The sequence below is a fragment of the Catenuloplanes indicus genome (genome assembly GCF_030813715.1).
Lineage (GTDB): Bacteria > Actinomycetota > Actinomycetes > Mycobacteriales > Micromonosporaceae > Catenuloplanes > Catenuloplanes indicus.
Genome location: NZ_JAUSUZ010000001.1, coordinates 2403523 through 2422607, shown reverse-complemented (window position 1 = coordinate 2422607; position 19085 = coordinate 2403523). Strand labels below are relative to the sequence as shown.

14 protein-coding genes are annotated in these 19085 nt (G+C 71.9%); 6 read left to right on the top strand and 8 right to left on the bottom strand.

Features of this window, described 5'->3' with window-relative positions:
* Positions 1-159: 159 nt before the first annotated feature.
* Positions 160-1173, top strand: coding sequence for an aspartate-semialdehyde dehydrogenase (locus J2S42_RS10935; RefSeq protein WP_307238184.1), 1014 nt, complete (start codon positions 160-162; stop codon positions 1171-1173).
* A 24-nt stretch (positions 1174-1197) separates the two neighbouring features.
* On the opposite strand, the gene J2S42_RS10930 is transcribed toward J2S42_RS10935, so the two are convergent.
* From J2S42_RS10930 to J2S42_RS10920, 3 genes are all read right to left on the bottom strand, one after another.
* On the bottom strand, positions 1198-2406 hold the full coding sequence (locus J2S42_RS10930) for an outer membrane protein assembly factor BamB family protein (RefSeq protein WP_307238182.1): 1209 nt from the start codon (positions 2404-2406) through the stop codon (positions 1198-1200).
* Positions 2407-2496: 90 nt separating this feature from the next.
* Positions 2497-3309 carry a metal-dependent hydrolase gene (locus J2S42_RS10925; protein WP_307238180.1) on the bottom strand — a complete coding sequence of 271 codons (813 nt, stop codon included), beginning with the start codon at positions 3307-3309 and terminating at the stop codon, positions 2497-2499.
* A 152-nt stretch (positions 3310-3461) separates the two neighbouring features.
* Complete coding sequence (locus tag J2S42_RS10920) at positions 3462-3920, bottom strand: DUF1707 SHOCT-like domain-containing protein (RefSeq protein WP_307238178.1); 459 nt, start codon at positions 3918-3920, stop codon at positions 3462-3464.
* Between the two features lie 228 nt (positions 3921-4148).
* Here J2S42_RS10920 and J2S42_RS10915 point away from each other — a divergent pair, with 228 nt between their 5' ends.
* Together J2S42_RS10915 and J2S42_RS10910 are read left to right on the top strand one after the other, a co-directional pair.
* The gene (locus tag J2S42_RS10915; RefSeq protein WP_307238176.1) at positions 4149-5675 is read left to right on the top strand and encodes a sensor histidine kinase; all 1527 of its coding nucleotides are present in this window, start codon (positions 4149-4151) and stop codon (positions 5673-5675) included.
* Positions 5672-6343 carry a response regulator transcription factor gene (locus J2S42_RS10910; RefSeq protein WP_307238175.1) on the top strand — a complete coding sequence of 224 codons (672 nt, stop codon included), beginning with the start codon at positions 5672-5674 and terminating at the stop codon, positions 6341-6343. The genes J2S42_RS10915 and J2S42_RS10910 overlap by 4 nt, the downstream gene beginning before the upstream one ends.
* A 442-nt stretch (positions 6344-6785) precedes the next feature.
* On the opposite strand, the gene J2S42_RS10905 is transcribed toward J2S42_RS10910, so the two are convergent.
* From J2S42_RS10905 to J2S42_RS10890, 4 genes are all read right to left on the bottom strand, one after another.
* Positions 6786-7280: a DinB family protein gene (locus J2S42_RS10905; RefSeq protein WP_307238173.1), complete on the bottom strand. Its 495-nt coding sequence runs from the start codon at positions 7278-7280 to the stop codon at positions 6786-6788.
* A gap of 87 nt (positions 7281-7367) precedes the next feature.
* Positions 7368-9248: a 1,4-alpha-glucan branching protein GlgB gene (gene glgB, locus J2S42_RS10900; RefSeq protein WP_307238171.1), complete on the bottom strand. Its 1881-nt coding sequence runs from the start codon at positions 9246-9248 to the stop codon at positions 7368-7370.
* 104 nt (positions 9249-9352) lie between these two features.
* Positions 9353-10696: a glycosyltransferase family 4 protein gene (locus J2S42_RS10895; protein WP_307238168.1), complete on the bottom strand. Its 1344-nt coding sequence runs from the start codon at positions 10694-10696 to the stop codon at positions 9353-9355.
* Between the two features lie 161 nt (positions 10697-10857).
* Positions 10858-12759 (bottom strand): amylo-alpha-1,6-glucosidase, encoded by a 1902-nt coding sequence (locus tag J2S42_RS10890; protein WP_307238166.1) that lies wholly within the window; start codon positions 12757-12759, stop codon positions 10858-10860.
* A gap of 130 nt (positions 12760-12889) precedes the next feature.
* Here J2S42_RS10890 and J2S42_RS10885 point away from each other — a divergent pair, with 130 nt between their 5' ends.
* Positions 12890-15499: an MGH1-like glycoside hydrolase domain-containing protein gene (locus J2S42_RS10885; RefSeq protein WP_307238164.1), complete on the top strand. Its 2610-nt coding sequence runs from the start codon at positions 12890-12892 to the stop codon at positions 15497-15499.
* 42 nt (positions 15500-15541) lie between these two features.
* On the opposite strand, the gene J2S42_RS10880 is transcribed toward J2S42_RS10885, so the two are convergent.
* Complete coding sequence (locus tag J2S42_RS10880) at positions 15542-15835, bottom strand: hypothetical protein (protein WP_370879376.1); 294 nt, start codon at positions 15833-15835, stop codon at positions 15542-15544.
* A 190-nt stretch (positions 15836-16025) separates the two neighbouring features.
* Here J2S42_RS10880 and J2S42_RS10875 point away from each other — a divergent pair, with 190 nt between their 5' ends.
* Positions 16026-17318 carry a PA0049 C-terminal domain-containing protein gene (locus tag J2S42_RS10875; RefSeq protein WP_307238160.1) on the top strand — a complete coding sequence of 431 codons (1293 nt, stop codon included), beginning with the start codon at positions 16026-16028 and terminating at the stop codon, positions 17316-17318.
* 756 nt (positions 17319-18074) lie between these two features.
* Positions 18075-19043, top strand: coding sequence for a Ppx/GppA family phosphatase (locus J2S42_RS10870; RefSeq protein WP_307238157.1), 969 nt, complete (start codon positions 18075-18077; stop codon positions 19041-19043).
* Positions 19044-19085 lie beyond the last annotated feature (42 nt).

The window sequence follows — 19085 nt, the reverse complement described above, 5'->3', positions numbered from 1 at the left end:
TCGCGTCAGATTTTTTCTGCGGCCCGGGTCGGCACCGGCCGCAGAAAACCCGGCCTGCCGCTCGGCCCCGCACAAGTCCTCCGACGCCCGGCACACCCGCGTTCACCTGGTGGGATTCCGGATTCGAAGCACCGGTGAAAGGTCGGTAACCTCGTCGTCATGCGGATTGGCATTGTCGGAGCAACGGGCCAGGTCGGTGGCGTCATGCGGCGCATCCTGGCGGAGCGCAACTTCCCGGTCGAGCAGCTGCGGCTGTTCGCGTCGGCCCGGTCGGCGGGGCGCGCGCTGCCGTGGGCGGGCGGCGAGATCACGGTGGAGGACGCGGCCACGGCCGACTTCACCGGCCTCGACATCGTGCTCTTCTCGGCCGGCAAGGGTTCGTCCAAGGAGCTGGCGCCGACGGTCGCGGCCGCCGGCGCCATCGTGATCGACAACTCGTCCGCGTGGCGGATGGACCCGGACGTGCCGCTGGTCGTGGCCGAGGTCAACCCGCAGGCCGCGCAGGACCGGCCGAAGGGCATCATCGCGAATCCGAACTGCACCACGATGGCCGCGATGCCGGTGCTGCGCCCGCTGCACGAGGAGGCCGGGCTGGAGGCGCTGGTCGTCGCGACCTACCAGGCGGTCTCCGGCGCCGGGCTGTCCGGCGTGTCCGAGCTGTCCGACCAGGTGGTCAAGGTCGCGGACCGGGCCGCCGAGCTGACCCACGACGGCGCCGCGGTGGAGTTCCCGGCACCGCGGCAGTTCTCCCAGGCCATCGCGTTCAACGTGCTGCCACTGGCCGGGTCGATCGTGGACGACGGGCTCAACGAGACGGACGAGGAGCAGAAGCTCCGCAACGAGAGCCGCAAGATCCTCGGCATCCCGGGCCTCAAGGTCTCCGGCACCTGCGTCCGCGTGCCGGTCTTCACCGGCCACTCGCTCCAGATCAACGCGCGCTTCGCCCGGCCGATCACGCCGGATCGCGCGCGCGAGCTGCTGGCCACCGCGCCCGGCGTCGCGCTGGACGAGGTGCCGACGCCGCTGAAGGCCGCCGGGCAGGACCCGACCTACGTGGGCCGGATCCGCGGCGACGAGACGGTCGCACACGGCCTGTCGTTCTTCTGCTCCAACGACAACCTGCGCAAGGGTGCGGCGCTCAACGCGGTGCAGATCGCGGAGCTGTTCGTCTGACGTGACCCGCCGGCGCTGGGCCCGTCAGGGTTCCAGCGCCAGCACCGCTTCGTACGGGTCGACCGCGAAGAGCCTGCCGTACGCCGGGACCACCGTGCCGAAGATGCCCTCCCGGGCCAGCACCCGGTCGTAGCGCACCCGCCCGTCGGCCGCGTCCAGTGCCACGATCCGGGTCTCAAGCGGGCTCCACACCTGCGCGAACACCAGCCCGCCACCGGCCGCGAGCGGGCGCGGGTCGCCACCGGCCGGGGCCGACCAGAGCACGCTGCCGTCCGCCGGGTCCAGCGCCCGGATCGTGTCGCCGCCGCCCGCGTACAGCACGGCTGGGGTGTCCCGCGCGGCCGCCCGCTGCGGCGCCAGCGCCAGGCTGACGTGGTCGAGGTCGTCCCGGCACCAGCGCGTACCGCCGCCGTCCGCGGTCCGGGCGCACAGCGCGCCGCCCTCGATCGCGTAGACCGTGTCGTCGGTGACCACCACGTCCTGGACGCTGCCGGCCGGTGCGCCCCACCGCGGCGAGCCGGTCGCCGCGTCGAACGCCACCGTGCGCGCACCGGTCCCGTCGCGCATCGGCCAGACCAGCGTGCCGCCCGCCACGGCCGGCTCCTCGAACTGCCCGTCACCGACCACGTCCCGCTCCCAGGCGAGCCCGCCGTCGCTCAGCCGGTACGCGCGCAGCCGGGTGTACGCACAGGTGTAGCGGCAGGTGTGCCCACCGCCGACGTAGACGAGTCCACCGTGGACCGCGAGGTCGTCCGCGGGTTCGTCGCCCGGCACCGGTGCCCGCCACCGCTCCACGCCGTCCGCCGAGTAGGCACGCACCTCGTCCCGGTCCGGCGCGTCGGACGCGACCGTCACGATCGTGTTGTCCACCGCCGCGGGCCGGCCGAGCCACTGCCGCGCCCGCACCCCGAAGGGCATTTCCCGGCCGGTACGGGCGTCGAGCTTGCGGATCCGTACGCTGCCGCCCTCGGACACCGGCAGGTAGAGCGCACCCCGGGCCGCTACCAGCGTGCCGTGCGGCGCCCCGGTGACCCGCCAGCCGTCCCGCAGCCCACCCACGTTCTTCCGGTGCAGCCCACCGGTGACCGGCTGATAACCGGTGCGCCCGGCGTCGCCGTGCACGTGCGTCCAGTCGCCGCTCGGACGGGTGCCGGTCTCCGGCGCGGCCACGGCCGGCGAGGGGATTAGCGCGGGAATCATGAGCAGCGTGGCTAGCAGGCAGCGTCGATTCATGCACCTCGTATATCACGAAAATCGGACAAAAGAGGTGTAAGTGACAAAGGGGGTACGCGGCGCGGCCACGTACCCCCGGATGTGGTGTTCCTAGATCTCGATGTTGAAGTAGCGCAGTGCGGAGCGGCCCATCAGGGCGGCGGCCGCGGCCAGCGATATCACGGTGAAGGCGCCGCGCAACCAGATCGTCTCGAACTTGCCGCCGACCTTGATGGCCCACTTGTCGTTGATGCCGATCATGCGCCACAGGCGGCCCTTGGCGGTCGGGATCGGCCACAGGATCGGGACGCCGGATTTCGTGATCATGTCGCCGAACAGGTGCATCACGCAGCCCACGCCGATCGCCACGCCGAGCATCGGGTAGCCGCGGTCGCCGGGCAGGTTCAGGAACGTGAACCAGGCGGCGGCCGCGGACAGCAGCGTGATCACGACCCAGCCGGCGCGTTCGGCCCACTCGTCGAACAGGCCGCGCAGCGCCAGGCCGATCATGAAGAACAGGATGCCGATGACCGCCCACTTGCCGAACGCGTCGCACAGCGCGGACGTGCCCCAGCCGATCAGCGCCGCGAACGGGAGCGTGTGCGTGAACGTACGGTGCCCGTTGTCCCGCTTCGGGTCCTTGCTCAGCCGCGTCGCGGTGTAGACGCCCAGCGAGAACTTCTCCACCACCTCCGCGACGAACAGCGAGAACACGCCGAACGTCTTGGCCACGGTCGCGCCGCCGCGGTTCTTGGTCACCCGCCCGGAGAGGTCGATGTCCGGCAGCAGCGCACCGCCCGCGCACATCGCGGTGCCGACCGCGATCGCGATCGGCGTCTGCTCATAGCCCGCGAACTGGTCCAGCGCCCAGCACCCGGCCAGCCAGGCTGCCGCGCCGGACAGCGCATGCTGCGGCCCCATCATCGTGCGTACCCTCCCCAGGGTCGTGCGAGCCCGCGCGCACGGTCGGCGCGAGCCCGCCACACAATGTCAGTTCCGCCCTTCGTGATCAAACACCGCCACGGGTCCAATTGGGACACGTGTCGGAACGCACGTCAGTCCGCGTCCGGCACCACTCAGTGGAAGCGGTCGTACGGTCCCCACGGGCCGTGGCCGTGCCAGTCGCGGTGGTGCCAGGTGCCGCCCGTGCGGTTGACGGCGGCGTGCTTGAAGACGCTGAGCAGCAGCGGGACGATGGCGAAGACCGGCCAGAAGAAGTGCGCGCCGGTGGTCGCCCAGATCGCGATCAGCACTCCACTGACCAGCATGACCGCGCCCGCGTGAGCACGCAGACGGCGGCGGGCGGCGGCGCGGCGCTCGGGCGTGCGGGCCAGCGCGGGCAGGCCGCGACCGGGCAGGTCCGCGGTGAGCGGGGCGAGTTCGTCGCGGTAGACGGCGGCGTAGACCGCGGTCATCCGCGCCTCGCCCTCGTCGAGCGGGAGCCGGCCCTCGCCCATCGCGGCGCGCAGCACCTCGGCGGTCTGCTCGCGTTCCGCGTCGGACGTGCGGATCCGGCCGGTCTGTGTGCCTTCCATGGTGTCCTCCCGGTCTGTGGCTGGCGACGCTGTTCAGCCTGCGCCGCGGGCCGGGTCCGGCGCGTCGGGCCGGGGGAGGCTCCGCCGGCGGTCCGGGCGGAGGCGGGGTGGTCCGCCGCTACGCCACCGGGAGTAGCGATCAAATGCGGACATACGACCGCGAGGGTACGAGGTGAGCCCGCGATCCGCCGACGCCGGTCCGGCCCGCCGTGCCCTACCGTCGTGAACGTGCCCCACTCGCCCACCGGCCCACCGGACGCCGGCCCCGACGCGCCCCGACCCGACACGCCGCCGGACGTGCCGGAAACGCCGGGTGCGCGGGAGACGCCGGGTGCGCGGGAGACGGCGAGTGTCGCGCCGCGCGGCGCGGAGGCGAGCGGGGGAGAGCCGCGCGGCAGGGCCGGGCGGCTGCGCGGGCTGGCCGCGGACCGGCTCGCCGAGGTCGGGGAACGTCAGGAACTGCGCGAGCGCCTCCGCCGCGAACGCGGTCTGCGGATGCGCCGCGAGGTAGCGCGCCACCTGCGCGACCGTCACCACCGGTCGGGCAAGCCGTCCTGGCACGGCAACCACGGCGGTCCACCGCGCTGGACGGACCCGGAGCGCCGGAAGCCGGACTCGCTGGCCGGCATCGTGGTCTTCGCCGCGCTGGTGCAGGTGATCGGCGTACGCCTGGTGGCCGGCTCCTGGGATGATTTCACGCCGTTGATGGTCGCGCTGCTGGTCGCCGGGCCGGTCAGCCTGCTGTTCCGGCGGGCGCTGCCGGTGCTGCCGGTGGTGGTGGCGGCCGCGGCCGCGATCGTCTACGCGCTGGCCGGCTACCCGGGCGGCCCGTTCTTCGTGGCGCTGATCGTCGCGGTCGCGCACGGCGTGCGGGCCGAGCGAGCGATCCGGGTCGCCGCGGTGGCCGGAACCGCCTGGCTGTCCTACCTGCTGGCCGGCCGGGTCTTCGCGGATGCGCTCGGCATCCCGCCGGGCAACCGGCCCACGGTCGCGGCACTCGCGATCATCGCGTTGATCTCGATAGTCATGGTGGTCGGCGCGGAGGCCGGCCGAACCCGGGAGATCCAGTTCGCGGAGATGCTGCGGGCCGAGGCGGAGGAGGAGCGCGCCCGCGAGGAGCAGAACCGGCGGCAGGCCAGCGAGGAGCGGCTCAGCATCGCGCGCGAGCTGCACGACGTGATCGGCCACCACCTGTCCCTGATCAACGTGCAGGCCGGGGTCGGTCTGCACCTGATGGACAGCCGCCCCGAGCAGGCCCGGTCCGCGCTCGCCGCGATCAAGACGGCCAGTTCGGAGGCGCTGCGCGAGGTCCGGGCCGTGCTGGGCGCGCTGGCCGAGGAGGACGAGTCCGCGCCGCGCACGCCCGCGCCCGGACTGGCCCGGCTGGACGCGCTGACCGCGGGCGCGGGGCTGCCGTGCCGTACCGTCGTCGGCGGCGTGCCACGTCCGCTGCCGGCCGAGGTGGACCGTGCCGCGTACCGGATCGTGCAGGAGGCGCTGACCAACGTGCGCCGGCACGCGGGCGGCGCCGCGACCACGGTTACCGTCGACTACACCGCGGCCGGCGTCGGGCTGCGGGTGGAGAACGAGCCGGGCGAGGCAGACCCGACCGTGCCGCCGGGCTCGGGCATCGGCCTGCCCGGCATGCGGGCGCGCGCGGAGGCGCTCGGCGGCGCACTGGAGGCGGCACCGACCGCGTCCGGCGGATACCTGGTCGTCGCGCGATTGCCGGCGCCGGAGGGGGAGACGAAGTGATCAAGGTGCTGCTCGCCGACGACCAGGCGCTGGTCCGGGCCGGGTTCCGTGCGCTGCTGGACGCGGAACCCGGCATCGAGGTGGTCGGCGAGGCCGCGGACGGCCTGGCCGCGGTCACGCTGGCCGCGCGCACCCGGCCGGACGTGGTGCTGATGGACATCCGCATGCCCGGCGTCGACGGGCTGGAGGCCACCCGCCGGATCGTCGCCGACCCCGCGCTGACCGACACGAGAATCATCATCCTGACCACGTTCGAGCTGGACGAGTACCTGTTCGAGGCGCTGCGGGTCGGCGCGTCCGGCTTCCTGGTCAAGGACACCGAACCGGTCGACCTGCTGCGCGGCGTGCGTGCGGTCGCGGCCGGCGACGGCCTGCTGTCACCCGGCGTCACCCGCCGCCTGATCGCGGAGTTCGCCACGAAGGGCCGCAGCACGCCCGCACCGCCGCCACCCTCGGCCGACCCGCTCACCGACCGCGAGCGCGAGGTGGTCGCGCTGGTCGGCGAGGGCCTCAACAACGACGAGATCGCCGAGCGCCTGCACGTCAGCCCCGCCACCGCCAAGACCCACGTCTCCCGCGCAATGATCAAGCTCGCCGCGCGCGACCGCGCCCAGCTGGTCGTCTTCGCCTACGAATCCGCGCTGGTGCGCCCCACCTGGTTGCATTAAAGCGGATATTTCCGTTTCCGGCGCGGTCACTTCCCCAGCACTATCCACCCCGTTGCCCGCTCGCGCCGAGGCGCGGGCCGCGCATGGCGGGGCCGCGCATGGTGGGCTGCGCCTCGGCGGGAGCGGCCAGCGCGCCATCGGTGCCGAGCCGGCCTGCGTGGCCGGCCAATGCGCTTCGCGCCCGAAATGTCCGGATAAAGTCCTCGGCCGCCGCACCTGGTGATCGCGTCCGCCGTGGGTGCGAAGCCTGTGTGATCAATCAGTGGAGCGAAACGGAGGTCATTTAGCGAAGTTGATATCCCTTTTGCTCCACTGATTGATCACACAGGGCTGAGTGGCGTCGTTCGCTGGCGGGCAACACCCCAGCCAGGATGAGATATCACGATATTTCGGGCGCGGAGCGCCCGGTTGCCGCTGCGGGGGCCGAGTTGGCGCGAGGTTTTCAGCCCATGGTCTTCTGGCCGTCGATGGCCTCGCGGAGCAGGTCCGCGTGGCCGGAGTGCTGGGACGTCTCCGCGATGATGTGCATCAGGACGCGGCGGACCGACCAGCTGGCGCCGGGCTCGAACCAGGGTGCCTCGGGAAGCGCGTGGGCGGCGTCGAGGTCGGCGGTCGCGGCCAGGTCGTCGGTGCGCGCGGCGACCTTCTCGTAGTCGGCGAGCAGCCCGGCCAGCGTCTCGCCCTCGACCATCCGGAAGCCGTTGACCCAGTCGTTCGGCTCGGCCTGCATGGCCGCGGCGCCGCCGGTCGCGAACGTGACCCAGGAGTGCTCGGTCGCGGACACGTGCTTGATCAGGCCGCCGAGCGACAGCGTGGTGCTCGGGATGGGCTGCGACGCGGCCTGCTCGTCGGTCAGCCCCCGCACCGTGAAACGCAGGAAGCCGCGGTGCCGGTCCAGCAGGGCGATCAGGTCGGCTCGTTCCGATGTCATCGTCATGAGATGCAGCGTAGGAACAGAGGCGGACAGATCCTGTCCTATCCGCGTCGCGGCCCCCACCACGAACGAGTGAGGGCCGCGGAGACGTCAGGCAGCGGGGCGGAACCAGACCACCGCGTACGGGCCGACCGCGATCTCGGTGGAGTGCGGCAGGCCGTGTGAGCCGTGGCCGTCGGCGTGGACGGCGCCGAAGTTGCCGGTGCCGGTGCCGCCGTAGTGGGCGGCGTCGGTGTTCAGGACCTCGTCCCAGCGGCCGCCCCGCGGGAGGCCGATGCGGTAGCCGGTGCGCGGGACGCCGGAGAAGTTGGCGACGCACGCCATGACGGAGCCGTCGTCGCCCCAACGCAGGTAGGAGATGACGTTGTTCTGCCAGTCGTCGTGGGCGATCCAGCGGAAGCCCTGCGGCACCGTGTCCTGTGACCAGAGCGCGCGGGACTCGCGGTAGACCCGGTTGAGGTCGCGCAGCGTCGCGTGCACGCCCTGGACGGCCGGGTCGCCGAGCACGTGCCAGTCGAGGCCGCGGTGCTCCGCCCACTCCTGCTCGTCGGCCAGCTCGGAGCCCATGAAGAGCAGCTGCTTGCCGGGGAACGACCACATGTAGCCGAGGAAGCCGCGCAGCCCGGCCAGGCGCTGCCAGCGGTCGCCGGGCAGCTTCGCGATCAGCGACTTCTTGCCGTGCACCACCTCGTCGTGGCTGATCGGCAGCGTGAACTGCTCGTCGAACGCGTAACAGGACGGCCAGGTCAGCTGGTCGTGGTGGTGCTTGCGGTAGACCGGGTCGCGCTCGACGTACTCCAGCGTGTCGTGCATCCAGCCCATGTTCCACTTCAGGCCGAAGCCGAGGCCGCCCCAGTCGGTGGGCCGCGAGACGCCGGGGAACGCGGTGGACTCCTCGGCGATCATGACGGCGCCGGGGTGCTCGCGGTAGACGACCGCGTTCAGCTCGCGGAGGAACGCGATGGCCTCGAGGTTCTCGTTGCCGCCGTGCTCGTTCGGCGACCACTTGCCGTGCTCGCGGGAGTAGTCGAGGTAGAGCATCGAGGCGACCGCGTCCACCCGCAGGCCGTCGACGTGGAACTCCTCCAGCCAGTACAGCGCGTTCGCGACCAGGAAGTTGCGCACCTCCCAGCGGCCGTAGTTGAAGATCAGGCTGCCCCAGTCCGGGTGCTCGCCGCGGTGCGGGTCCGGGTGCTCGTAGAGCGCGGTGCCGTCGAAGTTGGCCAGCGCCCACTCGTCCTTGGGGAAGTGCGCGGGCACCCAGTCGAGCAGCACGCCGACGCCGGCCTGGTGCAGCCGGTCGACCAGGTAGCGGAACTCGTCCGGCGTGCCGAACCGGGACGTCGGCGCGTAGTAGCCGGTCACCTGGTAGCCCCAGGAGCCGCCGAACGGATGCTCCATCACCGGCATCAGCTCGACGTGCGTGAAGCCGAGGTCGCTCACGTACTCGGTCAGCTGGTCGGCGAGCTCGCGGTAGCCGAGGCCCGGGCGCCAGGAGCCGAGGTGCACCTCGTACACGCTCATCGGTTGCCGGTGGTGCTCGGTCTGGCCGGCGCGTGCGGCCATCCAGTCGCCGTCGTCCCACTTGTGCTCGGACCGGAAGATCCTGGACGCGGTACGCGGGGGGACCTCGGTCGCCACGGCCAGCGGGTCGGCCCGGTCCATCCACGAGCCGTCCGCGCCGTGGATCTTGTACTTGTAGTGCTGGCCGATGGCCGCGCCCGGCACGAAGACGGCCCAGACGCCGCTGTCCCCGAGGTTGCGCATGGGTATGCCGTCGTCCGCACCCCAGCCGGCGAAGTCGCCGATCACCCGGATCTCGCGCGCGTTCGGCGCCCAGACCGCGAAGTGGCAGCCGTCGTCGGTGGGGTGCGCGCCGAGCACCGTCCAGAGCCTCTCGTGCCGCCCCTGGGAGAGCAGCCAGCGGTCGATCTCGCCGATGAAGTCGTTGCTGTCGTTGCTGTCGGACACGGGAGCGGTAAGCCTCGCAACCTGGAGTTCGATGGCGGAAAAGGTTCCGCTGGCCGTCGCGAGGGGCGGCGGCCAGCGGAGAGAGCCGGAAGATCGGGGGGATCCTAGACGGCGGACGAGGCGGCGTTCATCAGGCCGTGCAGGAGGTTGCCCTCGGGCACGACGGCCTTCGGCCGGCCGGCGGCGAGCTGCGCCTCGGCCTGCTTGGTGTTGAAGGCGGGTGCTTCCCGCATCGCCGAGCCGTACGCGGCGGCGGTGCGAGCCGCGATCGTGCCCCAGCCGTACCGCTCGGTGACCATCGAGCGCGCCTGCCGGGCGACGCGGCGCGCGAACACCTCGTCGGCCAGCAGCGAGTCGACCGCGTCGGCCAGCGCGTCCGGGTTGCTGTGCGGGAACGTGACGCCGGTGACGCCGGGCTCGACGATCTCGGCGAGGCCGCCGGTCGAGGAGACCGCGATCGGCGCGCCGGCCGAGGCGGCCTCCAGCGCGATCATGCCGAACGGCTCGTAGAGGCTCGGGATGACCGTGGCGTCGGTGGCGGCGAGAACCGCGGGCAGCTGCTTCTCGTTCATGAAGCCGGCGAACGTGACGGTGTCGTCCAGCTGGAGCCGTGCGGCCTCGGCCTGCAACTCCGACCGGTACGGACCGTCGCCGGCGATGACCACCCGCAGGCCCGGGTGCCGGTGCTTGAGCTTCGGCACCGCGTTGACCAGGTGCTGCACGCCCTTCTCGTAGACCAGGCGGCCGGCGAACCCGATCAGCGGGCCGTCACCGGCGAACTTGGAGCGGGCGGCGGCGACGGCGCGGGGCTGGGCACGCCACATGGTGTCGTCGACCCCGTTGGGCACGACGTCCATCCGGGCCGCGGGGAGGTCGAGGAGCCGGTTCACCTCCCACCGCATGTACTCCGAGCAGACGATGACGCGGACCGCCTCCTGCGCGAGCCACCACTCGACGGTGTGGATCGCCTTGTTCATCTCCTCCGGGAGCCAGCCCTGGTGACGGCCGGCCTCGGTGGCGTGGATCGTGGCGACGAGGGGGATGTCGAGGTGCTCCTTGAGCGTGACCGCGGTGTGCGTGACGAGCCAGTCGTGCGCGTGGATCACGTCGTACTCACCGGACTCCGCCGCCCGCAGGGCCGCGCGGGTGAGCGTGTGGTTGAAGGCCATGGTCCAGGCGAGCAGCGAGGGCGTGGCGAGCGGGAAGACCGGCGGGTCCTCCGGGGCGCGGACGATGCGGACACCGTCCGCGTACTCCTCCAGCGGTGCGCCGGCGACGTGCCGGGTGACCACCGTGACCTCGTGACCGGCCTGGGCGAGCGCGATCGAGAGCGCGTGCACGTGCCGGCCGAGGCCACCCACCACCACCGGGGGGTACTCCCAGGAGAGCATCAGCACGCGTTGCGGACGCGCGGTCCGCATCTCGATGATGTCGGCGTTTGGTGACATAGGCCCGGCCCCCTCGCAGATTCGTCCCTAGGCACACGCCAGCGGACGCCCCTCAAAACAGGTTCAGAAGGGTGTCAGCGCGTCGTTGGGATGGCCTTATCTTGCCCTACCCGTGGAAACCAGCGAAGACACCCCGGTTGCCGTCGTGTAACCAAGGTTGATCAACACCGACGGACGCGAACTAGTTCCCCGACCGACCACGCTTGAAACGGGCAACCCGTAGCCGAGTGAGGTGGCTCACCGTCCGCTGTTTCAGTGACAGAGCCTAGGCCAAACTCGGTCAAATGACCTTCGATACTGGAGAGTAGTTCGCCATCTGACACGGCGGACTTCGCACACGTATCGATAAATGGCCCCACCCACCACGGCCACACCGTGCCCATGTGATACGCGCCATCCCTGGCGTCGGAATTTCCACGGTGCGCGCCGAGGAAACCCATTTCTCGAGGGCCCAGGCTGCGGAGGCCGATCGGTGTCAGCAATCCCTTGGAAATTGCACGGAGAGCACGTGCATCCGCACGCATCGGTGCGTACGGCAAAGACCAGGCCAACAATTGGTTGGGGCGAAGCGACGCGTCGTCGCCGTGCGGGCCGTCGACCACGTCGTAGAGCCACCCGGCGGGTGCCGGGAAGCGACGGCGGAACGAGGCCAGCGCGGCGCGGTGCGCGGCCGGAGCCGCGCCGGCGTCACTCCGGGTGCGCCGTGCGAGGTCCACGATACCGGCCAGGCCGTTGATCCAGAGGGCGTTCACCTCGACCGGCTTCCCGGCCCGCGCGGTCACCGGCACGCCACGCACCCGGGCGTCCATCCAGGTCAGCGCCTCCCCGGCGGCGCCCTGGGTGAGCAGGCCGTCGTCCGGGTCGACGCGGATGCCGTAGCGGGTGCCGCGCAGGTGTGCGTCCACCACGTCGCGCAGCGCCGGCAGCAGCTCCTCGGCCAGGTCGGTGTCGCCGGTGACGGTCACGTGCCGGGCCACCGCGTGCAGGAACCAGAGCGTGCCGTCCACCGTGTTGTACTCGACGCTGCCGGTGTCCGCGGTGTTCGCCAGCATGCCCTCGGAGAGCGTGCTCGCGTAGCCGAGCAGCAGCCGCCGGCCCTCCTCCGCGCGGTTCGTGCTGAGCAGCAGGCCCTCGTAGGCGATCATGGTGTCCCGGGACCAGGCGCCGAACCAGGGGTACCCGGCGACCACGTCCGGTGTGGAGCCGGTGCGGACCACGAACGCGTCCGCCGCGAGCGCGAGCGTGGCGTCCACGTCGTCGGACGGCGCGGCCGCGGCGACCACGGCGCGGTTCCGGCGGCGGGCCGCGGAGATCACCTCGCGGGCCGGCGGCGGCGTGTCGTCCAGTGCGCCGGCCCAGGCCCGCACCTCCAGTACGTCGCCGGGCTCGCGCAGCTCGGCGCCGAACGTACCGGCGTGGCAGAGATCTTCGTCGGCGGCCAGGCCGCGCACGGCCTCCTCGCGATGGTGCACGCCGGTCCACCAGGTGCCGGCCGCGCGCCAGTCCGGGCCGTCCAGGCGGTAGGCGTTCTCGATCACCACGCCGCCGGCCGCCGGTCGTAGGTCCAGCGGAGGACCGCCCGCACCGCGCTCACCGTGCCCGTCCCGCCAGGTGCAGAGCGCCTGGAGGTCGAGCCGGACCGGGCCGCCGGCCAGCAGCCGGTGCACCACGGCGAGCGCGGGGCGCCCGTACACCATGGCCAGCTCGCGCTCGAGGACCACGTCGCCGACCCGCCAGCGCCACCGGGGGAGACCGTCGATCAGCGAGAACCGCTCCAGGAACGCGTGCCCGGCCGGTGCGACCGAGCCGGACGCCCACTCGTGCACACCCAGCCGGACCTCGTCACCGCCGATGGTTAGCACGGGGTCCAGGCTGGCCAGCGCGAGCGTGCGTGCGGCCGCGGTCGCGCCGGAGACCATCAGGAGGCCGTGGTAGCGGCGGGTGCGCAGGCCGGAGACCGTGCCCATGGCGTATCCGCCGAGGCCGTCCGGGACCAGCCACTCGCGCGCGGCGCCCTCGGTGAGCGCGCCACAGACCTGAGGGCCGAAGCTGATCGGGATCATGATTTCAGCACCTATCACTCACGCCGTCGGTGGAGTGGCGGTAACACGCCACGGCGACAATGTTTAGTGTGATCGACTTTGTCTTGGGAAGTTCTCCTATGGAAGATTCACGAGGAGGTGAGGGGCGCCGGTGAGTGAACGGGAGCGTCTCGCGCAGGCGGACTCGGGTGAGCAGCCGTGGCGGGCGTGGGGGCCGTATCTGTCGGAACGCGCCTGGGGCACGGTCCGCGAGGACTACAGTGAACACGGCACCGCCTGGGACTACTTCCCGCACGATCACGCACGGTCGCGCGTCTACCGGTGGAACGAGGACGGCATGGCCGGCGTCTGCGACGACCGCCAGCTGTTCTGCTTCGCGCTTGGCCTGTGGAACGGCAAGGACTCCATCCTCAAGGAACGGATGTTCGGGCTCGGCGGCGACGGTGGCAACCACGGCGAGGACGTCAAGGACTACTGGTGGTACGAGGACTCCACGCCCACCCACTCGTGGATGCGCTGGCGCTACCACTACCCGCAGGCCGCGTTCCCGTACGAGGACCTGGTCCGGACGAACCGCACCCGGCGCCGTGACGAGAGCGAGTACGAGCTGGTCGACACCGGCGTATTCGACGACGACCGGTTCTGGGCCGTCACCGTCGACTACGCCAAGGCCTCGCCGACCGACTACTGCATGCTGGTCACGCTCGCCAACCGCGGTCCGGACGAGGCCACGCTGCACGTGCTCCCCACGCTGTGGTTCCGCAACACCTGGTCGTGGGGCATCCCCGGGCGCGACCACGTGCCGACCATCCTCGGCTCCGGCAGCCGGCTGATCGGGCAGCACCGCGGGCTCGGCCAGATCGTGCTGGAGGGATCCGGCGAGCCGGAGCCGCTGGCCTGCGACAACGAGACCAACACGCAGCGGCTGTGGGGGCTGGAGGGACGCAGCGCGTACCCGAAGGACGGCATCAACGACTACGTGGTGGACGGCGCGGAGACGGTGAACCCGGACGGCGAGGGCACCAAGGCGGCACTGCACTACACGGTGACCGTGCCGGCTCGGTCGCAGGTCGCGATCCGGCTGCGGCTCTCACTGACCGCGCCCGGCCCGGCGTCCCCGCTGGATCTCGGCGAGGGCTTCGACACCGTGATGCGGCTGCGCGCGGCCGAGGCTGACGACTTCTTCGCCGAGGTGATCCCGGCCGCCGCGCCGCGCGAGGCCGCGAACGTGGCCCGGCAGGCGATCGCCGGCCTGATGTGGGGCAAGCAGTTCTACCACTTCGACGTGGAGCAGTGGCTCTCCGGCGACCCCGGCTCCACGCCGCCGTCCGGGCGCCGGCACGGGCGCAACAGCGCCTGGTGGCACATGAACAGCTTCGACGTCATCTCGATGCCGGACCCGTGGGAGTACCCCTGGTACGCGGCGTGGGACCTGGCGTTCCACTGCGTCTCCATCGCACGCGTCGACCCGGGGTTCGCCAAGTCGCAGCTGCTGCTCCTGCTCCGCGAGTGGTACATGCACCCCAACGGCCAGATCCCGGCGTACGAATGGGCGTTCGGTGACGTGAACCCGCCGGTGCACGCGTGGGCGGCGCTGCGCGTCTTCGAGATCGACGGCGGCTGGGACCACGACTTCCTCGCCCGGGTGCTGCACAAGCTGCTGCTCAACTTCACCTGGTGGGTCAACCGCAAGGACGTCAACGGCAACAACGTCTTCGAGGGCGGCTTCCTCGGACTGGACAACGTCGGCCCGTTCGACCGGTCCGCGGCGCTGCCGGTCGCCGGTGTGCTGGAGCAGTCCGACGGCACCGGCTGGATGGCGATGTACGCGCTGAACCTGCTGGACATGGCGGTCCGGCTGGCCATCCACGACCACACCTACGAGGACGTGGCCACGAAGTTCTTCGAGCACTACGCGTACATCGGGATGGCCGCCTACCAGCAGGGCCTGTGGAACGACGAGGACTCGTTCTTCTACGACGTGCTGCGGCTGCCGGACGGCGTGAAGCTGCCGCTCAAGGTCCGGTCCGTGGTCGGGCTGCTGCCGCTCGCCGCGACCAGCACGCTCACCGCGGTCACGCTGTCCCGGCTGCCGGAGCTGGCCGCGCGGGTGCGCTGGTTCCAGAACCGCCGGCCGCAGTACGCGGACATCGTCGGCTCCCGGCGGCTCTCCGGCAGCGGACGGCAGCAGCGGCTGCTCGCCATGGTCGGTCAGGAGCAGCTGCTGCGGATCCTGGCGCGCATGCTCGACGAGGAGGAGTTCCTCTCACCGTACGGTCTGCGCACGCTCTCCCGTAGCCACCTGGAGAAGCCGTTCACGATCTGGCTCGGCGGCTCCGACTTCACGGTCGGCTACGAGCCGGCCGAGTCGACCAGCGGCCTGTTCGGCGGCAACTCCAACTGGCGCGGCCCGATCTGGATGCCGACCAACTACCTGCTGATCGAGGCGGTCCGCGAGTTCGCCACGTTCTACGGCGACGACCTGCTGGTGGAGTACCCGACCCGGTCCGGTAGGAAGGTGACGCTCACCGAGGTGGCGGACGATCTGTCGCAGCGGCTGATCTCGCTGTTCCTGCCGGACGCGGACGGGCGGCGGCCGATCTACGGTCAGTGCGAACTGTTCCAGACCCATCCGGACTGGAAGGACCGGATCGTCTTCCCGGAGTACTTCCACGGCGACAACGGGGCCGGCCTCGGCGCGTGGCATCAGACCGGCTGGACCGCGCTGGTCAGCGACCTGATCCTGACCGTCTACCGATGAAGAATCCAGCGGGGGTACGCGTACCCCCGCTGGGGCTTGATCTCAGAGCGCCGCGTGGTGGGCGATCGTGTCCTGGCGCGCGATCGTCGCCGCGACCCGATGCAGCTCGGCCGGGTCCGGCTGCCAGGCGTCCGCGATGTCGTGATGCAGGCCCGCGCGCGTCTCGGCGAGCAACTGCTGCTGGACCACCTCGACCGGCTCGCCCGCGTACCGGTCGCGGACCCGCTCCGTCGCGGCCTGCAGCGCGGAGGTCAACTGCTCCTCCAGCGCGCCGCGCAGCTTCCGCTCCACCGGTCCCAGCTGGCGGACGTCGAGCGTGACCTTCGGCTCGTCCAAGTCGGACATGTTCGAACCCCCAATTGCGCCATCCTGCGTGCTCGCGCCCGATACCCATCCCGGACGGCGCGGCAAACGTCACGAGCCGGAAAAAATCCGACGCCGAACGGCAACCTCACGGTGGTCGATATTCGTTAGTCTCGTGTCGGGTCCGTCGCTCCCAGGAGGCATTCGGTTGCAGGAGGTATCGGTGACCAGGCTCGCCCGCGCGCTGTCCGTGCTCTGTGGAGTGCTTCTCACGTTCTCGCTGCTGGTGGCGGCGCCCGCGTCGGCACGCCCGGCCGGCTGTGCGGACGGCACCGTCCCGCTCACCGTCGAGGAGGCGCGGCTCGACCGCCCGGTCCCCGGCGGCACCGCCTCCGCCCCCGCGGAGATCCTGGACCACAGCGGCTTCGACGGGCTGGTCCGCGCGTTCACGCTCGGCCTGTGCGCGGTGCCGTCCGGCCAGATCGCCGGGTCGTACGCGGAGGCCATCGGCCGCCTGCTCTTCGAGTCCGCGGTCGCCCGCGCGCAGCGCTCGCTCACCATCGGCGCGGCCCTGCCGGCCGACGACGACCGCCCGCTCTACTGGGCGCGGCTCGCGCTGACCCGTGCGCTCCGGCAGTGGACGCCGTCGTTCACCCACACCGCGTCCGACCGCGCCGCCTGGGAGAAGCGCCTGGAGTACGCGTCGCGCGGCCTCACCTCCAGCGCGTTCCGCCCGGCGCCTGGCGTCCGCAAGTTGATGATCTCCGGCTTCGACCCGTTCCAGCTGGACGCGGAGATCCGCCGCGGCAACCCGTCCGGCGCGGTCGCGCTGGCGCTCGACGGCAGGATCCTGACCGCGCTGGACGGCACGCGGGTGCAGGTCCAGGCCGTGCTCTTCCCGGTCCGCTACCCCGACTTCGACCAGGGCATCGTGGAGGACGCGTACCGGGCCGCGCTCGCCCGCCGGCCCGATCAGGTCACCACGATCAGCCAGGGCCGGCCGGGCGCGTTCGACCTGGAGGCCTTCAACGGCCGCCGCCGGTCCACCGCCGTACCGGACAACCTGAACCTGTGGGGTGGCGGACTGCCGAGCGCGCCGGCCGTCTTCCCGAACGTCGGCCCGGGGCCGGAGTTCCTGCCGAGCACGCTCCCGATGGAGGCTATGTCGCAGGCCGAAGGGCTGTTCGCGGTGCGCATCAACACGTCGGTCCGGGAGATCCCGGCGGGCAGCACCATCCCGGTCACCCGGCCGGACGGCCCGACGGCCGGGTCGATCGCGGTCGACGGGGGCGGCGGTGGATATCTGTCCAACGAGAGCGCGTACCGGGTGACCCGGCTCCTCACCGAGACGCCGTCGGCACCGCCCGGCGGTCACGTCCACACGCCGGTGCTCGACTTCGACCCGGCGAACGCCACCGCGATCACGGACCCGGTCTTCGAGGCCAACCGCGCCGCGATCATCGCCCAGACCACGGCGATCCTCCTCGCCGGCCTCGCGGACAACGCCGCGGCCTGACGGTCCGCCGCTCCTCGCCGGCGCGGTGTCGCGTTCCGGCGTTCAGCGGGAAGCCGGCGTGAGGGCTCGGTCACGTCGATCTGTTCCGGTCGGCCCTCGGCTGATCAACGTGGAGATTCGGCGCTGGGGCATCTTTCCGGTTCGGCCCCGCGGCGTGCCGCGAAGCCGAACCGGCCCAGGACCCGCCGCGGGCACACCAGTGCGGCGAGGCCGCTTCCCGCGGCGAGGTTGCCTGCGGGCGCTATGCGGCTTGCGCGGTGAGCCGGCTTTGCGCGGTGAGCCGGCTTCGCGCGGCGAGGTTGCTTGCGGGCCGATCCGGCTTTGTGTCCTGAGGCGGCTTGTGCTGCGAGGCGGCTTGTGCTGCGAGGCGGCTTGAGGTGCGGCGAGGCTGCCTCGAGGCGCGGGGAAGCCCGTGGGGCGCGGCGATGCCGCTTGCGTGTCCGATGGCTGCGTGCGCGGCGAGGCGCTCGCGCGGCCAAGCGGCTTGCGCCGTGACCCGCTGTCCGTGGCGACGGCGCTTCGTCTGGTGAGTGCGTTTCGCGTGGTGAGTGCGTTTCCCGTGGTGAGTGCGCTTCGGGCGGCGAGACCGTTGTGTGCGGCCGGGGGCGCTTCGCGCGGCCGGGGCGCTTCGCGCGGTAAGACGACTGGTGACCGGTGACCGGTGACCGAGGCCTGGCCGCCGTTCGCCCCCGTTTGACCGCCGTCGAACCGAGGAACCCGTCGCGGACGGATCGGATGATCAAGGAAACTGGCTGCATGCGAATCGGAGTGCTCGACGTCGGCTCCAACACGGCGCAACTCGTCGTGGCCGACATCGGCGACGGCGTCCCCCTGCCCGTCCACGCCACCAAGGAGGCGGTCCGCCTGGCCGAGGTGATCGGCCGGGACGGCGCGCTCTGCCGGGAGGCGATCGACCGTCTGGTGAAGGCCGTCGCCGCCGCCGTCGCCCAGGCTCGCCGCTGGGAGGTGCGGGAACTGTACGCCTACGCGACCGCGGTGGTCCGCGACGCCCCGAACCGCGACGCCGCGCTCGCCGAGATCGAGGCGCGCACCGGCGTACGGCTGGGCACGCTCTCCGGCACGGAGGAGGCGGAGCTGACGTTTCTCGCCGTACGCCGCTGGATGGGGTGGCGGGCCGGCCCGCTGCTGCTGCTCGACATCGGCGGCGGCTCGGCGGAGATCGCCTACGGGCACGACCTGGCGCCGTCGTTCGCGGTGTCGCTGCCGGTCGGCGCGGCCCGGATCACCCGCGAGCGGCTGCGCGGCGACCCGCCGCGCAGTGCGAAGGTGGACAAGGTGCGCCGGTACCTGCGCCGCGAGCTGGGCGAGGTGGCCAGCCGGATGCACTGGGACGCGCCACGGTCCGCGGTCGCCACGTCCCGTACCTTTCAGCAGCTCGCGCAGTTGTGTGGCGCCCCGCCGCTGCGCCGGGGCCCGTTCGTGCCGCGGGTGCTGCGCCGGGACGAGCTGGCCCGGCAGGTCGGGCGGCTCAGCGCGCTGACCGCGGCGAAACGGGCCCGGCTGCCCGGGATCTCGGCGCCGCGGGCCCGCCAGTCGCTGGCCGGTGCGCTGGTGGCACACACCATGTTGGACATGTTCGGGCTGGACGAGGTGACCATCTGCCCGTGGGCACTGCGGGAGGGGATCCTGCTGCGGCGGGTGGAGTCGGCGGACAGCTGGTCGGGCCGGGCGCTGTCGCTGACCGCACCGGCGGAGACCGCCTGATGTGGACACCGTGTTAACGATGCGTTTCGCCGTGTCCCGGGC

Bases quoted from the DNA above. Each gene is read 5' to 3' on its own strand.
- J2S42_RS10935 (WP_307238184.1), top strand. From the start codon at position 160: ATGCGGATTGGCATTGTCGGAGCAACGGGCCAGGTCGGTGGCGTCATG.
- J2S42_RS10930 (WP_307238182.1), bottom strand. From the start codon at position 2,406: ATGAATCGACGCTGCCTGCTAGCCACGCTGCTCATGATTCCCGCGCTA.
- J2S42_RS10925 (WP_307238180.1), bottom strand. From the start codon at position 3,309: ATGATGGGGCCGCAGCATGCGCTGTCCGGCGCGGCAGCCTGGCTGGCC.
- J2S42_RS10920 (WP_307238178.1), bottom strand. From the start codon at position 3,920: ATGGAAGGCACACAGACCGGCCGGATCCGCACGTCCGACGCGGAACGC.
- J2S42_RS10905 (WP_307238173.1), bottom strand. From the start codon at position 7,280: ATGACGATGACATCGGAACGAGCCGACCTGATCGCCCTGCTGGACCGG.
- J2S42_RS10895 (WP_307238168.1), bottom strand. From the start codon at position 10,696: ATGTCACCAAACGCCGACATCATCGAGATGCGGACCGCGCGTCCGCAA.
- J2S42_RS10890 (WP_307238166.1), bottom strand. From the start codon at position 12,759: ATGATCCCGATCAGCTTCGGCCCTCAGGTCTGTGGCGCGCTCACCGAG.
- J2S42_RS10870 (WP_307238157.1), top strand. From the start codon at position 18,075: ATGCGAATCGGAGTGCTCGACGTCGGCTCCAACACGGCGCAACTCGTC.